Source organism: Bradyrhizobium sp. STM 3561, from assembly GCF_045571455.1.
In the GTDB taxonomy this organism is placed as follows: Bacteria; Pseudomonadota; Alphaproteobacteria; order Rhizobiales; family Xanthobacteraceae; genus Bradyrhizobium; species Bradyrhizobium vignae.
This window is the reverse complement of sequence record NZ_CP120695.1, coordinates 3479883-3496520: the sequence shown is the minus strand read 5'-3', so window position 1 is coordinate 3496520 and position 16638 is coordinate 3479883. Positions and strand designations below refer to the sequence as shown.

The following is a 16638-nucleotide window of genomic DNA, read 5'->3' as shown; positions in this document are numbered from 1 at the left end:
GAGAGAGCAATGAGCGTGACTTCAGGAACGAAATCTGAGAGCGGCGTCGGTGAAACGATCCGGGTCGTCATTCACGCTCTCCTGATCGCGCTGGTGATCCGCACCTTCCTGTTTCAGCCCTTCAATATTCCCTCCGGCTCGATGAAGGCGACGTTGCTGGTCGGCGACTACCTGTTCGTCTCGAAATATTCCTACGGCTACAGCCACTATTCGATTCCGCTCTCGCCGCCGCTGTTCTCGGGGCGGATCTGGGGCTCGGATCCGAACCGCGGCGACATCGTCGTGTTTCGCCTTCCGAAGGACGATTCCACCGACTACATCAAGCGCGTGATCGGTCTTCCCGGCGACCGCATCCAGATGCGGGACGGGCTGCTCTACATCAACGACACGCCCGTCGAACGGCAGCGCATGAGCGAATATGTCGGCGAGGACCCCTGCGGCTCGGAAGGCGGCGGCATCTCCCGGGTGAAGCGCTGGAAGGAGACGCTGCCGAACGGCGTGTCCTACGAGACGCTGGACTGCGCCGACAACGGCTACATGGACAACACCAACGTCTACACGGTGCCGCCCGGTCACTTCTTCATGATGGGCGACAACCGCGACAACTCCACCGACAGCCGCTTCCTCGGCCAGGTCGGCTACGTGCCAAAGGAGAATTTGATCGGCCGCGCCCAGATGATCTTCTTCTCCATCGCTGAAGGCGAGCATGCCTGGACGTTCTGGCGCTGGCCGTGGGCGGTGCGCTGGAATCGCTTCTTCAAAATCGTCCGATGAAAGACGAAGCCAAGGACATCGCGACCCAGCCGATCGAGGCGCAAGCGGGCCCCGAAGGGGAAGCTGCGGCCAAAACGCCTGCAAACAAGACAACTGCGAAGAAGAAGCGGGCGCGGAGCAGCAAGGCCAAGGGCATGGATGCGAATGCGGCGCTCGAGGCGCGCATCGGCCACAGCTTCACGGACTCGAACCTCTTGATGCAGGCGATCACGCATGTCTCGGCATTGAAGTCCAGGCGCAAGCGCGGCGACAGCTATCAGCGGCTGGAATTCCTCGGCGATCACGTGCTCGGGCTCGTCGTCTCCGACATGCTCTATCATGCCTTCCCGAACGCCGATGAAGGTGAGCTGTCCAAGCGTCTTGCCGAGCTCGTGCGCAAGGAAAGCTGCGCCGACGTCGCCAAGTCGCTCGGTCTGCTCGACGACATCAAGCTGGGCTCGGTCGGTCCCAGCGCCGACGCGCGCCTGCGCAAGTCGGTGCTGGGCGACATTTGCGAGGCCGTGATCGGTGCCATCTACCTCGACGGCGGCCATGCGGCAGCAGCCGAATTCGTCAAGCGCAACTGGACCGAGCGGATGCACAAGCCGCGCCGTCCCTTGCGCGATCCCAAGACCGTGCTGCAGGAATGGGCGCAGGGCAAGGGGCTGCCGACCCCTGTTTACCGCGAGGTCGAGCGCACCGGCCCGCATCACGATCCGCAGTTCCGTGTCGCGGTCGATCTGCCGGGGCTGGCGCCGGCCGAGGGCATCGGCGGCAGCAAGCGCGCGGCCGAGAAGGTGGCAGCTTCAGTGATGATCGAACGCGAAGGCGTTGGCGGCGGCAATGACGGCTGAAGCAAGCGGCGAGGCGCCCACTCCGACGCGCTGCGGCTTCGTCGCACTGATCGGCGCACCGAACGTCGGCAAGTCCACGCTGGTCAACGCGCTGGTCGGGGCCAAGGTCACGATCGTCTCGCGCAAGGTGCAGACCACGCGCGCGTTGATCCGCGGCATCGTCATCGAGAACAACGCGCAAATCATCCTGGTCGACACGCCCGGCATCTTCTCACCGAAGCGCCGGCTCGACCGCGCGATGGTCTCGACCGCATGGAGCGGAGCGCATGACGCCGACCTCGTCTGCGTACTGCTGGACGCCAAAACCGGGATCGACGAGGAGGCCGAGGCGATCCTCGCCAAGGCAGCCAGCGTCAATCACGAGAAGATCCTGGTCATCAACAAGGTCGATCTCGTCCAGCGCGAGAAGCTGCTGGCGCTGGCCCAGGCCGCCAACGAGCGCATGAAGTTCGCGCGGACGTTCATGATCTCGGCGATCTCAGGCGACGGCGTCGACGACATCCGCAAGACGCTCGCGGACATGGTGCCGCCGGGCCCGTTCCTCTATCCCGAGGACCAGATGTCGGACGCACCGATGCGGCAGCTGGCGGCCGAGATCACGCGCGAGAAGATCTATCAAAAGCTGCATCAGGAGTTGCCTTACCAGTCCACGGTCGAGACCGACAAGTGGGAGGAGCGCAAGGACAAGTCGGTGCGCATCGAGCAGACGATCTTCGTCGAGCGCGAAAGCCAGCGCAAGATCGTGCTCGGCAAGGGCGGCGCCACCATCAAGTCGATCGGCGCGGATTCGCGGAAAGAGCTGATGCAGATCCTGGACGTGCCGGTGCATCTGTTCCTGTTCGTCAAGGTGCGCGAGAACTGGGGCGACGATCCAGATCGCTACCGCGAGATGGGCCTGGACTTCCCCAAGGAATAACCAAGACAAGATCGGTTTCCGATGAGCGTGCCCAGCAATGTCAGGCGCTTCGAAGCGCTGCTCTATGCGTCGTTGATGCTGGATGCCCTTTCGGTTGCCGTGCAGGACCGTACGCCGAATGCCGAGGTGACCGAGCAGATGATCATGACGGCGACGCTGCTCGCCGGCGGCATGATTCTGCTGCTGGTCCATTTCGTCTGGCTCGCGGCGCGCTGGCGCAAGAACTGGCCGCGCTGGGTGCTGGCGGCAGCGCTCGTGCTGTCGGTGATCTCGCTCGGACAGATCATCGGCGAGAAGGGCATGGAGCTCGACAGCGCCATCGAGATCGTCTCCTGCGCGCTGACGACCATGGGCCTGTACTTCTCCTTCACCGGCGACGCTCAGGGCTGGTTCAACGCGTGAAGCCCCGTGTCCCGGACAAGGTGCAGCGCGTCAGCGCTGCGCCGCAGAGCCGGGACACGGGGAGCGCGCGGAGAGATGGGCCCCGGCTCGGCAACACGTTGCTTGCGCGCCGCGTTTTGTCCGGGGCACGAGTGCGTGCGAGAGGCACCGGAATCCTGTAATATTCCCTCATGGAATGGACCGACGAAGGCATCGTGCTGGGGGTGCGGCGGCATGGCGAGTCTAGCGCCATCGTCGAGTTGTTGACGCGCGCGCACGGCCGGCATCTGGGCCTCGTGCGCGGCGGGGCCAGCTCGCGGATGCGGCCGCTGCTGCAACCCGGAAACAGCGTCAGTGCAGTGTGGCGGGCACGGCTCGACGAGCATCTCGGGACCTATACGATCGAGGGATTGAAGCTGCGCGCGGCGACGCTGCTGGCCTCGTCCCACGGCGTCTATGGCGTCACCCATCTCGCCTCGATCGCGCGGCTCTTGCCGGAGCGCGATCCGCACGAAGACATCTTTGCGCTGCTCGAACATTCGCTGGATGATTTCGACGATATCGGCAGCGCCGCCGTGCATTTGATCCATTTCGAGCTGGCGATGCTCGCCGAGCTGGGTTTCGGACTGGCGCTGGACAACTGCGCGGTGACCGGGGAGACCACGGACCTGATCTATGTCTCGCCGAAATCCGGCGGCGCGGTGTCGCGCGGCGCTGGCGAGCCGTGGCGCGATCGGCTGTTGCGTCTGCCGCCGTTCCTGCGGCATGGCGAGACCGCGAGCGATCTCACCGAGCAGGATCTCCAGGACGGCTTCCGGCTGACCGGCCTGTTCCTGCTGCGCCACGTGCTGGAGCCGCGCGGGCAGGGCCATTCCGATGCGCGGGCCGGCTTCATCAATGCCTTGATGCGACAGCAGGCGAGAGCGGCGATTTTCGCGCCATGAGTCATCGCGATTCTGCATTGCTGCTTTGCGGGCGGTCCTGCGGAACCAAATCGGACCAGTCGAGTTCGCTTTCGGGTTCCACACAGGGGGGACAGCCTAAATGTTGATCAGGGGCTTCGCCTTGTCCGCGGCGCTGCTTGCGTTTGCGCCCGATGCAGTTGCCGGCGAGCAGCAACCTGGCGTATTTCGCCGGGCGTCCTGCACGCTCGTCCGATATTATGTGGCGAAATATTCCGCTGCCGCCGCAGAGACATGGGCACGGTCCCATGGTGCGACTGAGGCCGAGATCGAGGCGGCCCGCCGCTGCTTGACCAATGCGCCGGCGCCTGCCCAAGCGCCGGGTCAAGCCAAGACCCAGACGTTCACGGCCGGCTGGGCGGGCCAGTAGGCCACCCACAGGGGACCACTCGATCCTTGCCCGATTCGCTCCCACGGTTTAACCGGGCGGCATGGGAAAACGAATCGTTCCGCCGGAAGAACCGGCCGAAATCCATGAGGTGCCGCTGCGTGATGCGCTCGAAGAGCGCTATCTCGCCTATGCGCTGTCGACCATCATGCACCGTGCGCTGCCGGACGCGCGCGATGGCCTGAAGCCGGTGCACCGGCGCATCCTCTACGGCATGCGGCTGCTCCGCCTCGACCCCGGTACGGGCTTCAAGAAGTCGGCAAAGATCGTCGGCGATGTGATGGGCTCGTTCCATCCGCACGGCGACCAGGCGATCTACGACGCCATGGTCCGTCTCGCGCAGGATTTCTCCTCGCGCTATCCGCTGGTCGACGGCCAGGGAAACTTCGGCAATATCGACGGCGATAATCCGGCCGCCTACCGCTACACCGAAGCGCGCATGACCGACGTCGCGCGGCTTCTGCTCGAAGGCATCGACGAGGACGGCGTTGAATTCCGCGCCAATTACGACGGCCAGTCGAAAGAGCCCGTCGTGCTGCCCGGCGGTTTTCCGAACCTGCTCGCCAACGGCGCGCAGGGCATCGCGGTCGGCATGGCGACCTCGATTCCGCCGCACAACGCCGCCGAGCTTTGCGATGCGGCGCTGCATCTGATCGAGAAGCCCGACGCGAAATCCAAGGCGTTGTTGAAGTGGGTCAAGGGCCCGGATTTCCCGACCGGCGGCATCTGCGTCGATTCCAAGCAGGCCATCGCCGAAGCCTACACGACCGGCCGCGGCTCGTTCCGTGTTCGCGCCAGGTGGCAGCAGGAAGAGGGCGCACGCGGTACCTGGGTCGTCGTCGTCACCGAGATTCCGTATCTGGTGCAGAAGTCGCGGATGGTCGAGAAGATCGCCGAGCTGCTCGACCAGAAGAAGTTGCCGTTGGTAGGCGAGGTCCGCGACGAATCTGCCGAGGACGTTCGCCTCGTCATCGAGCCGAAGTCGAAGAACGTCGACCCGGCGCTGATGATGGAATCGCTGTTCCGCCTGACCGAGCTCGAAAGCAAGATTCCGCTGAACCTCAACGTGCTGGTCAAGGGCCGCATCCCCAAGGTGGTCGGCCTTGCCGAAGCGTTGCGCGAATGGCTCGACCATCTGCGCGACGTGCTGATCCGGCGCAGCAACTACCGCAAGGCGCAGATCGAGCACCGATTGGAAGTGCTCGGTGGCTTCCTGATCGCCTATCTGAACATCGACAAGGTGATCAAGATCATCCGCACCGAGGATGAGCCGAAGCCCGAGCTGATGAAGGCGTTCAAGCTCACCGAGGTTCAGGCGGAAGCCATCCTCAACATGCGCCTGCGCTCCTTGCGCAAGCTCGAGGAGATGGAGATCCGCACCGAGGACAAGAACCTCCGCGCCGAGCTCAAGGGCATCAACGCGGTGCTCGCCTCCGAAGCCGAGCAGTGGAAGAAGGTCGGCGAGCAGGTCGGCAAGGTCCGCGACATGTTCGGACCGAAGACGCCGCTCGGCAAGCGCCGCACCACCTTTGCCGACGCGCCCGAGCACGACCTCGCCGCGATCGAGGAGGCCTTCGTCGAGCGTGAGCCGGTCACCGTCGTCGTCTCCGACAAGGGCTGGATCCGTACCATGAAGGGACATGTCGAGGATCTCTCGGGCCTCGCCTTCAAGCAGGACGACAAGCTCGGCTTCGCCTTCTTCGCCGAGACGACCTCGAAGCTCTTGCTGTTCGCCACCAACGGCAAGTTCTACTCGCTCGATGTCGCCAAGCTGCCGGGCGGGCGCGGTCACGGCGAGCCGATCCGCCTGTTCATCGACCTCGAGCAGGAGGCGGCACCCGTCGCGCTGTTCGTTCACAAGGGCGGGCGCAAGTTCCTGGTCGCGAGCCACGAGGGCCAGGGCTTCGTCGTCAACGAGGACGATTGCGTCGGCACCACCAAGAAGGGCAAGCAGGTCCTCAACGTCGACATGCCGAACGAGGCGCGCGCGATCACCGAAGTGGTCGGCGACACCGTCGCCGTCATCGGCGAGAACCGCAAGATGCTGGTCTTCCCGCTTGAGCAGGTGTCCGAGATGGCGCGCGGCCGCGGGACGCGGTTGCAGAAGTACAAGGACGGCGGCCTCTCCGACGTCGCTGTCTTCGACGCCAAGGCAGGCCTAACCTGGAAGGACTCCGCGGGCCGCGAATTCTCCGCGAGCATGAAGGAGCTTGCCGAGTGGCAGGGCAATCGCGGTGATGCCGGCCGCCTGCCGCCGAAGGGTTTCCCGAAGTCGAACAAGTTCGGCCGGGTAATCGGGTAGGGCGGCTCTCACCAACGGTGTCATGCCCCGGCTCGACCGGGCATCCAGTACGCCGCGGCTTCTCCGTATGCGTCGCTGTCGCTGGAATACTCGGTCGCCCGGTCGAGCCGGGCGACGACAGCGAGAGTGTGGCGCGCACCTGTCTCCACATCGTCATCGCGAGCGTATGGATTGCTTCGCTGCGCTCGCAATGACGAGAGGCGATGGCGCTGCTCTCCAACTGACATTGAGTACCCCGCAAACGCGTAGCAGATAGTCCCGAGTGCATACGTGCGGGCACGAACATTGCTTTTTCCTGGCGACTGCAAACGGCTGGTGAAAAGGCAAACACATCCCAATGTTCAAACTGAAGGCTTTCATTGCGGCGCTGTTCGGTCTCGCGCTGGCGGCTGCGCCCGCGCATGCGGTGGGCAATCTGGTCGCGGTGCTCGAGGCGGAAATCGTCACACTCGATCCGCATTTCTCCACGGCCTATATTTCGCGCACGTTCGGCTACATGGTGTTCGACACGCTGTTTGCGAAGGATTCCAAGGGCGACATCAAACCGCAGATGGTGCAGGACTGGAAAGTCTCGCCCGATGGCTTGACCTACACGTTCACGCTGCGCGACGGTTTGAAATGGCATGACGGCCAGCCGGTCACATCTGTCGATTGCGTGGCCTCGCTACGTCGCTGGGGCACCCGCAGCGCACTCGGCCGTCGCATTTTCGCGATCACGGCCTCGCTCGAGCCGACCGATGCGAAAACCTTCGTGCTGACGCTGAAGGAGCCGTCCGGGCTCGTCATCGACGCGCTCGGCAATCCGGTCAGCCCGGTCGCCTTCATGATGCCCGAGCGCATCGCGAAAACGCCTGGCGACCAGCGGATCACCGAGATCATCGGCTCCGGTCCGTTCGTCTACAGCAAGGCCGAGCACCGCACCGGCGACCGCATGATCCTGAAGAAATTCGCCGACTATGTGCCGCGTCCCGAACCCGCTGACTTCCTCGCCGGCGGCAAGCGCGTCAACATCGATACGCTGGAGATCCGCGTCATTCCCGATGGCGCGACGGCGGCCTCCGCGCTGCAGGCCGGCGAAGTCGATTTCATGCAATACGCGCCGTTCGATCTGTTGCCGCAGCTGGAGAAGAACTCGCGGGTCAAAGTGGTCAATTTCACCGGCGGCAACATGTTCGCGGGCGCCTATCGCCTCAATGCCGCATCGAAACCGTTCGACGATCCCGAGATCCGCCGCGTGCTGTGGAAGCTGGTGGACCAGCGCGAAGTGCTGGATGCACTCGGCTTGGACGCCAAATACGCCACGCCGTGCGCGACGTTCTTCACCTGCGGTACCACCTATGAAAACAAGGCCGGCACGGAAGCGGCGGCAAAGCCCTCGATCGAAGCGGCGAAGGCTGCGCTGAAGGCGACCAAATACGCCGGCGAGCCTGTGATCGTCATGGAGGCCAACGATCTCGAAGCCCCGCGCGTCTCGGCGCAGGTGCTGGCCGAGAGGTTGAAGGCTGCCGGGTTCAACGTCGATCTGCAGGTGATGGACTGGGCGAGCGTGCTGGCGCGCCGTGCCAAGAAGGAGGGCTGGAGCGTCTATGGCGTTCACGCCGGCGGCTTTGATCTGGGCTCGCCGCTGACCAACGTCATGGTCGCCTTCAACTGCGCCGATTTCACCGGCTGGCAGTGCGATGCGCGCATCACCCCTCTGATGGAAGCCTTCGCCAAGGCGCCGGCCGAGGCGGACCGCAAGAAGATCGCGGGCGAGATCCAGGCCGTCATGTACGATCAGGCGCCCGCAATTCCGTGGGGCCAGTTCGCTCAGCCGGCCGCCTATCGCGCGACTTTGCGCGGTCTGATACCGTCCGCCATCCCGGTGTTCTGGAACATTGAGAAATAACGCGATGTACGATGTCATTGTTGTCGGCGGCGGCTCCGCCGGTGCTGCTGTTGCGGCACGGCTCTCCGAGGATCCGGCACGGCGCGTCCTGCTGCTCGAAGCGGGGCGCGACTGGCGCGCTGATGATGCGCCCTGGGAGGTGAGGACGCCGAACCCGATCCCGATCATCCACAGGCGCGAATACCAGGAGAAATGGCAATGGCCCGATCTGCTGACGCGCCGTGTGGCTGGGCAGGAGCCGCGCTTCTATTGGCGGGGCAAGGGGTTGGGCGGCTCGTCGATGATGAACGGCCAGATTGCAATCCGCGGCGTTGCGGATGCCTTCGACGAATGGGCGGCCAATGGCTGCACCGGCTGGTCGGCCAGGGAGGTGATGCCGCTCTTCTCGGTGATCGAGGACGATCTGGAGTTCGGCGATGCCGACGGCCACGGACGCGGCGGGCCGTTGCCGGTCTACCGCGCGCCGCCGGAGACATGGGGCCCGATCGATCGCGGCCTGCGCGACGCGGCGCTGGCGAGCGGCTATCCCTGGTGCGCGGACCTCAACGGTCCTGATGGCGAGGGCGTCGCCTGCTATCCCATCAACAGCCGCGACAGTCGCCGCATCACCACCAATGAGGGCTATCTCGAGCCCGCGCGCGGTCGCGCCAATCTGGAGATCCGCGGGCACGCGCTGGTCGATCGCGTGCTGATCAGCGACGGAAGGGCAACCGGACTCCGCGTTCATATCGAGGGGCAGGGCACCCACGACATCAGCGCGCGCCAGATCGTGCTGTGCGCCGGCGCCATTCACAGTCCTGCGATCCTGCTGCGCTCGGGCATCGGACCAGCGCAAGAGTTGAAGGCGATGGGGATTGCGGTCGCGCGCGACCTGCCGGTCGGCCGCCACTTCTTCGATCACCCGCTGTTTCGCGCCACGATCCAGCTGCGGGAGGAGCTTCGTCCCACCGATCCCGATACGCGCCACACCAATTGCTGCGTGACCTATTCCTCGGGCCTCGCCGATGGCGGCAAGCGCGACATGATCCTGATCGCGTTCAATCACCGTGGCATCGGTAACCCCGGGGCGATCGGCGCAGGGCTGTTCAACGCGTATTCGCGTGGGACGCTGAAGCTCGTCTCGACTGATCCTGCGATCGATCCTGTCGTCGAGGAGAACATGTTGGCTGATCCCCGCGACATGTTGCGGATGATGGATGCGGTGAAGCGCCTCGCCGTGATCACCTCGCAGCCGGCGCTCGTCAACATCGCCGATTGGATCCGGCTCGCCGACACGGACCTGACGCTGCCGAAGGCCGCCAGCCTGCCAGACCACGAACTCGACGCGGTGCTGCGGCGAGAGACCGGCGACATCCAGCACGCCGCCGGCAGCTGCCGCATGAGCGGCGTTGGCGATGCCGACGGCGTGGTCAATCCCGATGGCACCGTGAAAGGGATCAGCGGCCTGCGCGTCGCCGACGCCTCGATCATGCCGTCCGACTGCCGGGCCAACACCCATTTCACGACGGTGGTGATCGGGGAAGCGATCGCGCGAATGATGATGCGATAGCAGAATCGCGTGAGGCGCAAGCTATAGCACAACACCGTCATTGCGAGCGCAGCGAAGCAATCCAGAATCTTTTCGCGGAGGGATTCTGGATTGCTTCGTCGCAAGGGCTCCTCGCAATGACGGAGCAAGGGGCGAGGCCATCGCTCGCTACACTCTTCAAACAGCAGACAAACGTTCGCCTTCTCGCGGCGCAGCTCGCCCGAGTTTTGCTCCGTGTGCCGCCCTCGCAAAGACAAGGGCGCAGGGAAGGCCGGGCGCCGGCTGGCACCCGCAAGTCCGTGCGCTACGAAAAATGCACACGGGGTGGACCACAGGTGTTGCCGGATCGCCCGGCCTTCCCCATAGGCGTTAAGGTAGCGCGAGCATCGATTGATACGGACGTTTTCGAGGAGGCTCGCGCAGGTGCCGCCCAAGCGCTCGCTTTCTGCGGCGAAAGCAACGGATGGTTGGTTGTGGAATGATCGCTTGTAGCAAGGATGCAACGAGTTGTTGCAAAACACGCCAAGCGCCAGGTGCCGTCAGGCGGCCTGCGTCCAGCGGGGAGAGTCCTCGAAGTCGCGGGCAAGCGGCTCGAGCAGCAGGATGATCAAGAGGTGTGCCAGCAAGTAGGGCTTGGCGGAGCGCGGATCGGTTCCAGGTGGCGTCTTGAGACCAATCAGACTCTTCAGTCGCTTGAAGCCAAGTTCGATGCGCCATCGCAGTCGATAGAGCGCGAGTACATCCTTGGTGGAGAACTCGTCCCGCGCGAGCGACGTGACCAGAATGACCCAATCCGCGGCTTCCAGAGTTTCTTTGGAGATGACGCGGTTTTCGTCTTGTGCGTCGCGCCGGGCTTTACGGCGCGAAGCCGCGACTGCACCGGCGGGCTTCTTGACTGCGACCAGACGCATAGCCAGAGGCGCACCGTCCTTGCGTTTGATCCAAATCCTCCGATCGATCAGTCCGTGCGCCTTCGCCGCACGCAATTGGGCCATCAGATCGAACGCAAGGCCTTTGGCATCAAGCCAACGTGCGTTCTTCCAGCCCGCTCGGATCAAAACGTCTGCCCCGGCGTCGCGCACAGCGGCGATGCGGTCAGGTTGTAGATAAGCGCGGTCAGCAATGCGGATCTCGTTCTTGACCACCGGTATCCGGTCAAACGTTTCGCCTTCTTGCTGATCTGTCAGCTCGAAGTGACCAAAGCGCTCATATGGCAGATCGAATGCACTATGAACGCGCCAAAGCTCACTGTTCCTGCGCGCAGCCGGTCCTGCCTGAGGCACTGTCGTCGCATCGATAATGCGGATCAGGCGGCCTCGGCTCGCTTTCGGGGCTGCCGCAGCGAGCAAGCCCTCCACCAGCACTGCAAACCAATCGCCACATTGACGCAGGCGATAGAACAACGCCACGCTGCTGAGGTCGGCAAGGCCAACAGAAGCGGCCCACGCGGCTGTCGATCTCAACCCTCTTTCACCCAGACAATAGGCCAGCATCAGCCGAAGTAACGCCACCGCATCTGGAATTTGGCGCCGCCGCACGAAAGCCTTCGTCTGGCGCGCACTTATTTCAAGCTGCGCAGCCCCGCCGAGCTGCGTAACCACTCTCGTCCAGTCCTCGTTCAGAAGCGATTCGTCTGCCATCCCGCCTTGGAATCACGTGTGATTCCAACACTCAAGAACAAACTTAACGCCTATGCGGCCTTCCCTGCGCGATTGGTTTTAACGGTGTCCTTCGTGCTCTTGTGTCCAGAAAATCTGCCAGAATGTGCGAACGGGCGGTTCTCGCAAAACCGCCCGTCGCTGGATCTGAGCCCGTTCGTGCTCAAAGGCCTTGAGCCTGTCGGGGAGCGAGGGACAGATCCGGTGGTCTTCCTCAACCCGAACAGTTGCATGGGCTTCGAGCCCGAACCGAGCAAGGAAGGGAGTAGATGATGGCACAAAACGACGTCCTTGTCGCTGGCATCGACGTGGCCAAGGACAAGGTGGATGTGTGCATTCGCTCATTGTCACAACGGCAGACGTTCGCGAGCAGCCCAGAAGGTCGGCGAGCGCTGATCCGCTGGCTTCGCAAGCACAAGGTCGGCAAAGCCGCCATGGAGGCTTCCGGTGGTTATGAGCGGGAGTGGGCCAAGGTGCTACGCCAGGATGGTATCGAAGGCTTGGTGGTGGATCCAAAGCGGGTGCGCAACTTCGCCAAATCGGCTGGACAGCTCGCCAAGAACGATCCGATCGATGCGGAGATGATTGCCTGGTTCGCCGAGACCTTCATTGAGGCAAGGGGGCAAGCCTACGATGCGGCACGCGAGAAGCTGGCGCAGATCGTGAGTGCGCGCCAGGCTCTGATTGACGTGCAGACGAGCTTGCGAAACAGGACGGAGCATTCCACTCCTGACGTCGTGCAGAAGATGCAAAATCGCCTGCTGAAGCGGCTCGCCGCCGAAATTGCCAAGCTGGAAGCAGCGATCGCAGCCCTGATCAAGACCACACCGCGTTTTGCCGAACTCGCCGAGATCATCGAGAGCGTACCAGGTCTTGCCGGGGGCACATCCGCCGGACTGATCGGGGCGATGCCGGAACTCGGCCAGATAGGCAACAAAGTGGCCGCGGCCCTGCTGGGTGCTGCGCCTTATGACGACGACAGCGGCAAACGTCGGGGCGTCCGTCATATCCAGGGCGGACGCCGCAAGGTCCGCAACGTCTTCTACATGGCGTCCATGGGAGCCGCGACCCGGCATAACCCCGTGCTCAAGGCCTTTTACGATCGCCTGATCGCCAAAGGCAAGGAGCCGAAGGTTGCGCTCACCGCCTGCATGCGCAAGCTGATCGTGATCCTGAACGTCATGATCGCACGCGGCGAGAAATGGGACGCCGGCCGGTACGAAGTGAGCAACTCCGCTCGGCTTCCGCCGAGCGCTTGCACGCCCTGAAGACCGGCGAGCGGACGGGGTCAAGGCCGGAAGCCGCCGGAGGCGGTGGCGCGCCAGCGCCAGCCTTGAGGCCGGCCGATCGCCGGGCTACTTCAACACAGTTGCTCCTCGGGGAGCGATGCACTATTGCCCCCGTCGCCTTGCGGATCACTGATGTGCGGACCCGGTTGGGCTGCAGGCATCACCGCAGGACTTGACGCACAGACCCCGGGCGTCAGGACCACACGACTTCTCCGTCCGCGCACGTCCTCGCTGGGAATCCGAGGGGTGGCGTGTGCTCGCCCCCGAAGCCATGCGAAGACGCTGTCGGCGCCGTGTCGTTCGCGCGGAAAGGCAATTGCTCACGGTGTCCCGCCCTGCAATGTCTTCTACGCCCGACGCCGTCGCGTCCATCGCTGCCCGGCCCGCGGTTCGTGACGATCGCGATCCGCCCCTTGTCTCGGGCCAGGGTGTCTTTGCATGTACGACAAATCCGAATTTCGGTAAAGTGGAATATTTTGCCAGGTGAGGCTTGACAAGCGATGTGGCGGAATTGGTCGGCTGCGTTGCCCGACGGGCGGGCGGCCTCAGCGCGCGCCTCGTCCTTCGAAACGGCGTTTACGCGCCTCCTCAGGATGAGGCTAATTGGCGTGAGTGCCCGTTGAAACTGCTGCCGCACGCTCCGCCCTCATCCTGAGGAGCCCGCCCAAAGCAGGCGTCTCGAAGGATGGCTGCAGGGGGAAACCGGTCAAATGCGATTGCCCTTGAGGACGGGGTAGATGGGAAGTGACCGGTCCGTAGTTAAAGCAACGCTGATGACCTATATGACACACGAGCGACTTGATATGTTATTCGAGGCCAGTCCACGGAGCCAAGTCTCGTGTCGTCTGTTCTCCGATCGCCGACAGTCGAAGAGCTGCCAATGCTCTCGGCTTTGTGCATGAGGTCGAAAGCTGTGTGGGGCTATGGCGACGACTTCATGAGAGCCTGTCGCAGCGAGCTCACCATTAAAGCGTGTGAACTGCAATCAAGCTCAATCGCGGTGGCGGAAGAGAGCGGCAAAATTGTCGGCGTTGCCCAAGTCAAGATAAATGGAAGCGAGGCCGATTTATTGAAGCTGTTCGTCGAGCCGATGATGCTTCGCGGCGGCGTAGGAACAAGGCTGCTCCGCTGGGCCTCCAGTCAAGCAAAGTCGATGGGTGCTCGTCGTTTGGTGATCGAAGCCGACCCAGAGGCCGCACCTTTCTATCGACGAATGGGTGCCAAAGATTGTGGCTTTTCTCCTTCCGGCTCAATACCCGGTAGGATGCTTCCCAGACTTGTCATCGAGCTGAAACAAGTATGAGGTCGCTTGTCGGCTCCAAGCCGCCATGCAGCCCTGTGGGCTTTGATGTCGCCTTCCGACAGCAAACCGGACGCGACGAACCTATGACTCCTTCGCCGCTAGATCACCCCCACCATCCGCAGCGCCACTCCCGCCGCGCAGCTTCCCGCCAGCACGGTGAGCATCCCCAGCTTGAACCGGAAGATCGCGGTTGCCGCCGCAATCGACAGCAGCAGCGCGGGGATGTCGACGCTGGTCAGCACCGGACGGTCGAACGCGAACGGAAACGCGTGCAGCGGCACGGTCTCGCGGAACAGCGTGTGCAGGGCAAACCAGATCGAGAGGTTCAGAATCACGCCGACGACGGCGGCGGTGATCGCACTCAATGCACCGGCCAATCCCGTGTTGCCGCGCAGGCGCTCGATGTAGGGGGCGCCGACGAAGATCCAGAGGAAGCAGGGCGTGAAGGTGACCCAGGTCGCGAGCAGGCCGCCGAAAGTTGCCGCTAGCATCGGCGAGAGGCCGCCGGGATCGCGATAGGCCGCCATGAAGCCCACGAACTGCAGCACCATGATCAGCGGCCCCGGCGTGGTCTCGGCCATGCCGAGGCCGTCGAGCATCTCCTGCGGCTTGAGCCAGTGATAGTGCTCGACCGCCTGCTGGGCGACGTAGGCCAGCACCGCGTAGGCGCCGCCGAAGGTGACGAGCGACATTTTGGAGAAGAACAGCGCGATCTGGCTGAACACATTGGCTTGGCCCAAGGCCACCAGCAGCGCGATCACGGGCACCAGCCAGAGCGCGAGCCACAGCGCACTGAGGCGGATCGTGCGTGCGGTGTTGGGGCGGACGTGATCGGGCACGGCCTCGCCGAGCATGCTGTCGATCGCGGCGCCGCTGCCGCCATGGCCGTGACCGGCCGGCGCGAACTCCGGACGGCCGCTCCGCGCGCCGGCATAGCCGATGAGGCCGGCGGCGATGATGATGATCGGGAAGGGGACCGCGAAGAAGAAGATCGCGATGAAGGCCGCAGCCGCGAGCGCGATCATGATGCGGTTCTTCAGCGCACGCTTGCCGACGCGCACGACAGCTTCGACGACGATGGCCAGGACCGCGGCCTTGAGTCCGAAGAACAGCGCCTCGACGAAGCTGACATTGCCGAAGGCGGCGTAGATGTAACTCAGACCCATGATGGCGATGATGCCGGGCAGGATGAACAGTCCGCCCGCCATCAGCCCGCCGGCCGTGCGATGCATCAGCCAGCCGACATAGGTTGCGAGCTGCTGCGCCTCAGGTCCCGGCAGCAGCATGCAGTAATTCAGCGCATGCAGGAAACGCCCCTCGGAGATCCAATTCTTCTCCTCGACCAGGATACGGTGCATCACAGCGATCTGGCCCGCGGGCCCGCCAAAACTGAGGCAGGCGACGCGGAGCCAGACGCGAAAGGCCTCGTTGAAGCTGACGCCGTGGCCGGCGTCAGCTCCTGCTTGCACGTTGCGGGTATCCATTACGCCTTCACCTTGTTGGTCGGCCAGTTGTGGGTCTCGGTGGTCGCGTCGCGGCACCAGCGGTAGAAGGCATCGTAGAGCAACATGCCGGCCTCGAGCTGTTCGAGGTCGTCGTCGAACATGCGCGACAGCCCGAGCGAGGCTGCGAGCAGGCCGGGCGCCTCCGGCGCGAGCTCGGGCCGCGCGGTGTCGGCACCGCGCACCAGTGTCGCGAGGCGGAGCAGCGGCGGCGTGGCGATCCCGAACTCCTCGATCATCACGTCGAAGGTGCAGAGCTCGCCCCGGTGACTCCAGAACACATTCTCGATGTCGAAGGGGGCCGCATTGAACCGCTCCCCCACCCCGACCACCTCGGACGGCGCCACATACAGGAACATCGCGTTGGGATCGACGAAGCGGCGGATCAGCCAGGGGCAGGCGATGCGATCGACCTTCGGCCGCGCCCGCGTGACCCAGACGGTACGCCCCCTGGCATCGCGCGGCGGCAGCTTGCGGGTGTCGAGCAGCGGCAGCTTGGCCGCCTTCCAGCCCTCGAAGCCGCCCTCCAGCGTCTCGGCCCTCACGCCGAGCTGACGGAGCCAGGCCGCCGTGCCCTGCGCGAGCTTTTCGCCGCGGAAGCAGGAGACGACGGCGCGGCGGCCGGCGAATGTGCCGCCCCAGTCCGTCACATTGTCGTGGCTGAGCCTGATGGAGCCGGGGATCAGCCGCCGGTCGGCGGCGAAATCCTCCTCGGTGCGCACGTCGATCAGGACAGGCGCGTTGGCCGTGCCGATCAGCCGTGCCATTTTGTCAGATGAGATGGTCGTGAATGTAGACATGATGCGTCCTCGCAAGAAACGAACGGGACGCGATGCTTGGGCCTGTCGCCTCGTGGGGAGATCGCTCAAATCCCCATGAGACAGATTACAGCGAAACTAAGAAGCACTGTCAAT

General features: G+C 63.9%; 15 protein-coding genes. 12 read left to right on the top strand and 3 right to left on the bottom strand.

Annotated features, from left to right (window positions below):
• Positions 1-9 precede the first annotated feature (9 nt).
• From lepB to P6U28_RS16445, 9 genes are all read left to right on the top strand, one after another.
• Positions 10-774: a signal peptidase I gene (gene lepB / locus P6U28_RS16485; RefSeq protein ID WP_122402911.1), complete on the top strand. Its 765-nt coding sequence runs from the start codon at positions 10-12 to the stop codon at positions 772-774.
• On the top strand, positions 771-1607 hold the full coding sequence (gene rnc / locus P6U28_RS16480) for a ribonuclease III (RefSeq protein WP_122402912.1): 837 nt from the start codon (positions 771-773) through the stop codon (positions 1605-1607). The genes lepB and rnc overlap by 4 nt, the downstream gene beginning before the upstream one ends.
• Positions 1597-2523 (top strand): GTPase Era, encoded by a 927-nt coding sequence (era, locus tag P6U28_RS16475; RefSeq protein WP_122402913.1) that lies wholly within the window; start codon positions 1597-1599, stop codon positions 2521-2523. The genes rnc and era overlap by 11 nt, the downstream gene beginning before the upstream one ends.
• A 21-nt stretch (positions 2524-2544) precedes the next feature.
• Positions 2545-2925: a hypothetical protein gene (locus tag P6U28_RS16470; RefSeq protein ID WP_122402914.1), complete on the top strand. Its 381-nt coding sequence runs from the start codon at positions 2545-2547 to the stop codon at positions 2923-2925.
• 170 nt (positions 2926-3095) lie between these two features.
• Positions 3096-3848: a DNA repair protein RecO gene (recO, locus tag P6U28_RS16465; RefSeq protein ID WP_122402915.1), complete on the top strand. Its 753-nt coding sequence runs from the start codon at positions 3096-3098 to the stop codon at positions 3846-3848.
• A 100-nt stretch (positions 3849-3948) separates the two neighbouring features.
• A complete protein-coding gene (locus P6U28_RS16460) occupies positions 3949-4236 on the top strand; it encodes a hypothetical protein (protein WP_122402916.1) in 288 nt (95 codons plus the stop codon).
• 61 nt (positions 4237-4297) lie between these two features.
• Positions 4298-6556 (top strand): DNA topoisomerase IV subunit A, encoded by a 2259-nt coding sequence (gene parC, locus P6U28_RS16455; protein WP_122402917.1) that lies wholly within the window; start codon positions 4298-4300, stop codon positions 6554-6556.
• Positions 6557-6893: 337 nt separating this feature from the next.
• Positions 6894-8444, top strand: a complete 1551-nt coding sequence (locus P6U28_RS16450; RefSeq protein ID WP_122402918.1) for an ABC transporter substrate-binding protein — start codon at positions 6894-6896, stop codon at positions 8442-8444.
• Positions 8445-8448: 4 nt separating this feature from the next.
• Positions 8449-9993, top strand: a complete 1545-nt coding sequence (locus P6U28_RS16445; protein ID WP_407122780.1) for a GMC family oxidoreductase — start codon at positions 8449-8451, stop codon at positions 9991-9993.
• 518 nt (positions 9994-10511) lie between these two features.
• On the opposite strand, the gene P6U28_RS16440 is transcribed toward P6U28_RS16445, so the two are convergent.
• Positions 10512-11612 carry an IS4 family transposase gene (locus P6U28_RS16440; protein WP_122404748.1) on the bottom strand — a complete coding sequence of 367 codons (1101 nt, stop codon included), beginning with the start codon at positions 11610-11612 and terminating at the stop codon, positions 10512-10514.
• An 18-nt stretch (positions 11613-11630) separates the two neighbouring features.
• Between P6U28_RS16440 and P6U28_RS16435 the strand changes: the two genes are divergently transcribed.
• The 3 genes from P6U28_RS16435 to P6U28_RS16425 all read left to right on the top strand — a co-directional run bounded on the left by P6U28_RS16435 (position 11631) and on the right by P6U28_RS16425 (position 14222).
• Positions 11631-11903, top strand: coding sequence for a hypothetical protein (locus P6U28_RS16435; RefSeq protein ID WP_407122778.1), 273 nt, complete (start codon positions 11631-11633; stop codon positions 11901-11903).
• Positions 11900-12898, top strand: a complete 999-nt coding sequence (locus tag P6U28_RS16430; protein ID WP_122402735.1) for an IS110 family transposase — start codon at positions 11900-11902, stop codon at positions 12896-12898. The genes P6U28_RS16435 and P6U28_RS16430 overlap by 4 nt, the downstream gene beginning before the upstream one ends.
• Before the next feature lie 901 nt (positions 12899-13799).
• The gene (locus P6U28_RS16425) at positions 13800-14222 is read left to right on the top strand and encodes a GNAT family N-acetyltransferase (RefSeq protein WP_122402920.1); all 423 of its coding nucleotides are present in this window, start codon (positions 13800-13802) and stop codon (positions 14220-14222) included.
• 98 nt (positions 14223-14320) lie between these two features.
• On the opposite strand, the gene chrA is transcribed toward P6U28_RS16425, so the two are convergent.
• The gene (gene chrA / locus P6U28_RS16420; RefSeq protein ID WP_122402921.1) at positions 14321-15706 is read right to left on the bottom strand and encodes a chromate efflux transporter; all 1386 of its coding nucleotides are present in this window, start codon (positions 15704-15706) and stop codon (positions 14321-14323) included.
• Positions 15706-16524: a chromate resistance protein ChrB domain-containing protein gene (locus tag P6U28_RS16415; protein ID WP_145987015.1), complete on the bottom strand. Its 819-nt coding sequence runs from the start codon at positions 16522-16524 to the stop codon at positions 15706-15708. The genes chrA and P6U28_RS16415 overlap by 1 nt, the downstream gene beginning before the upstream one ends.
• Positions 16525-16638: the final 114 nt, after the last annotated feature.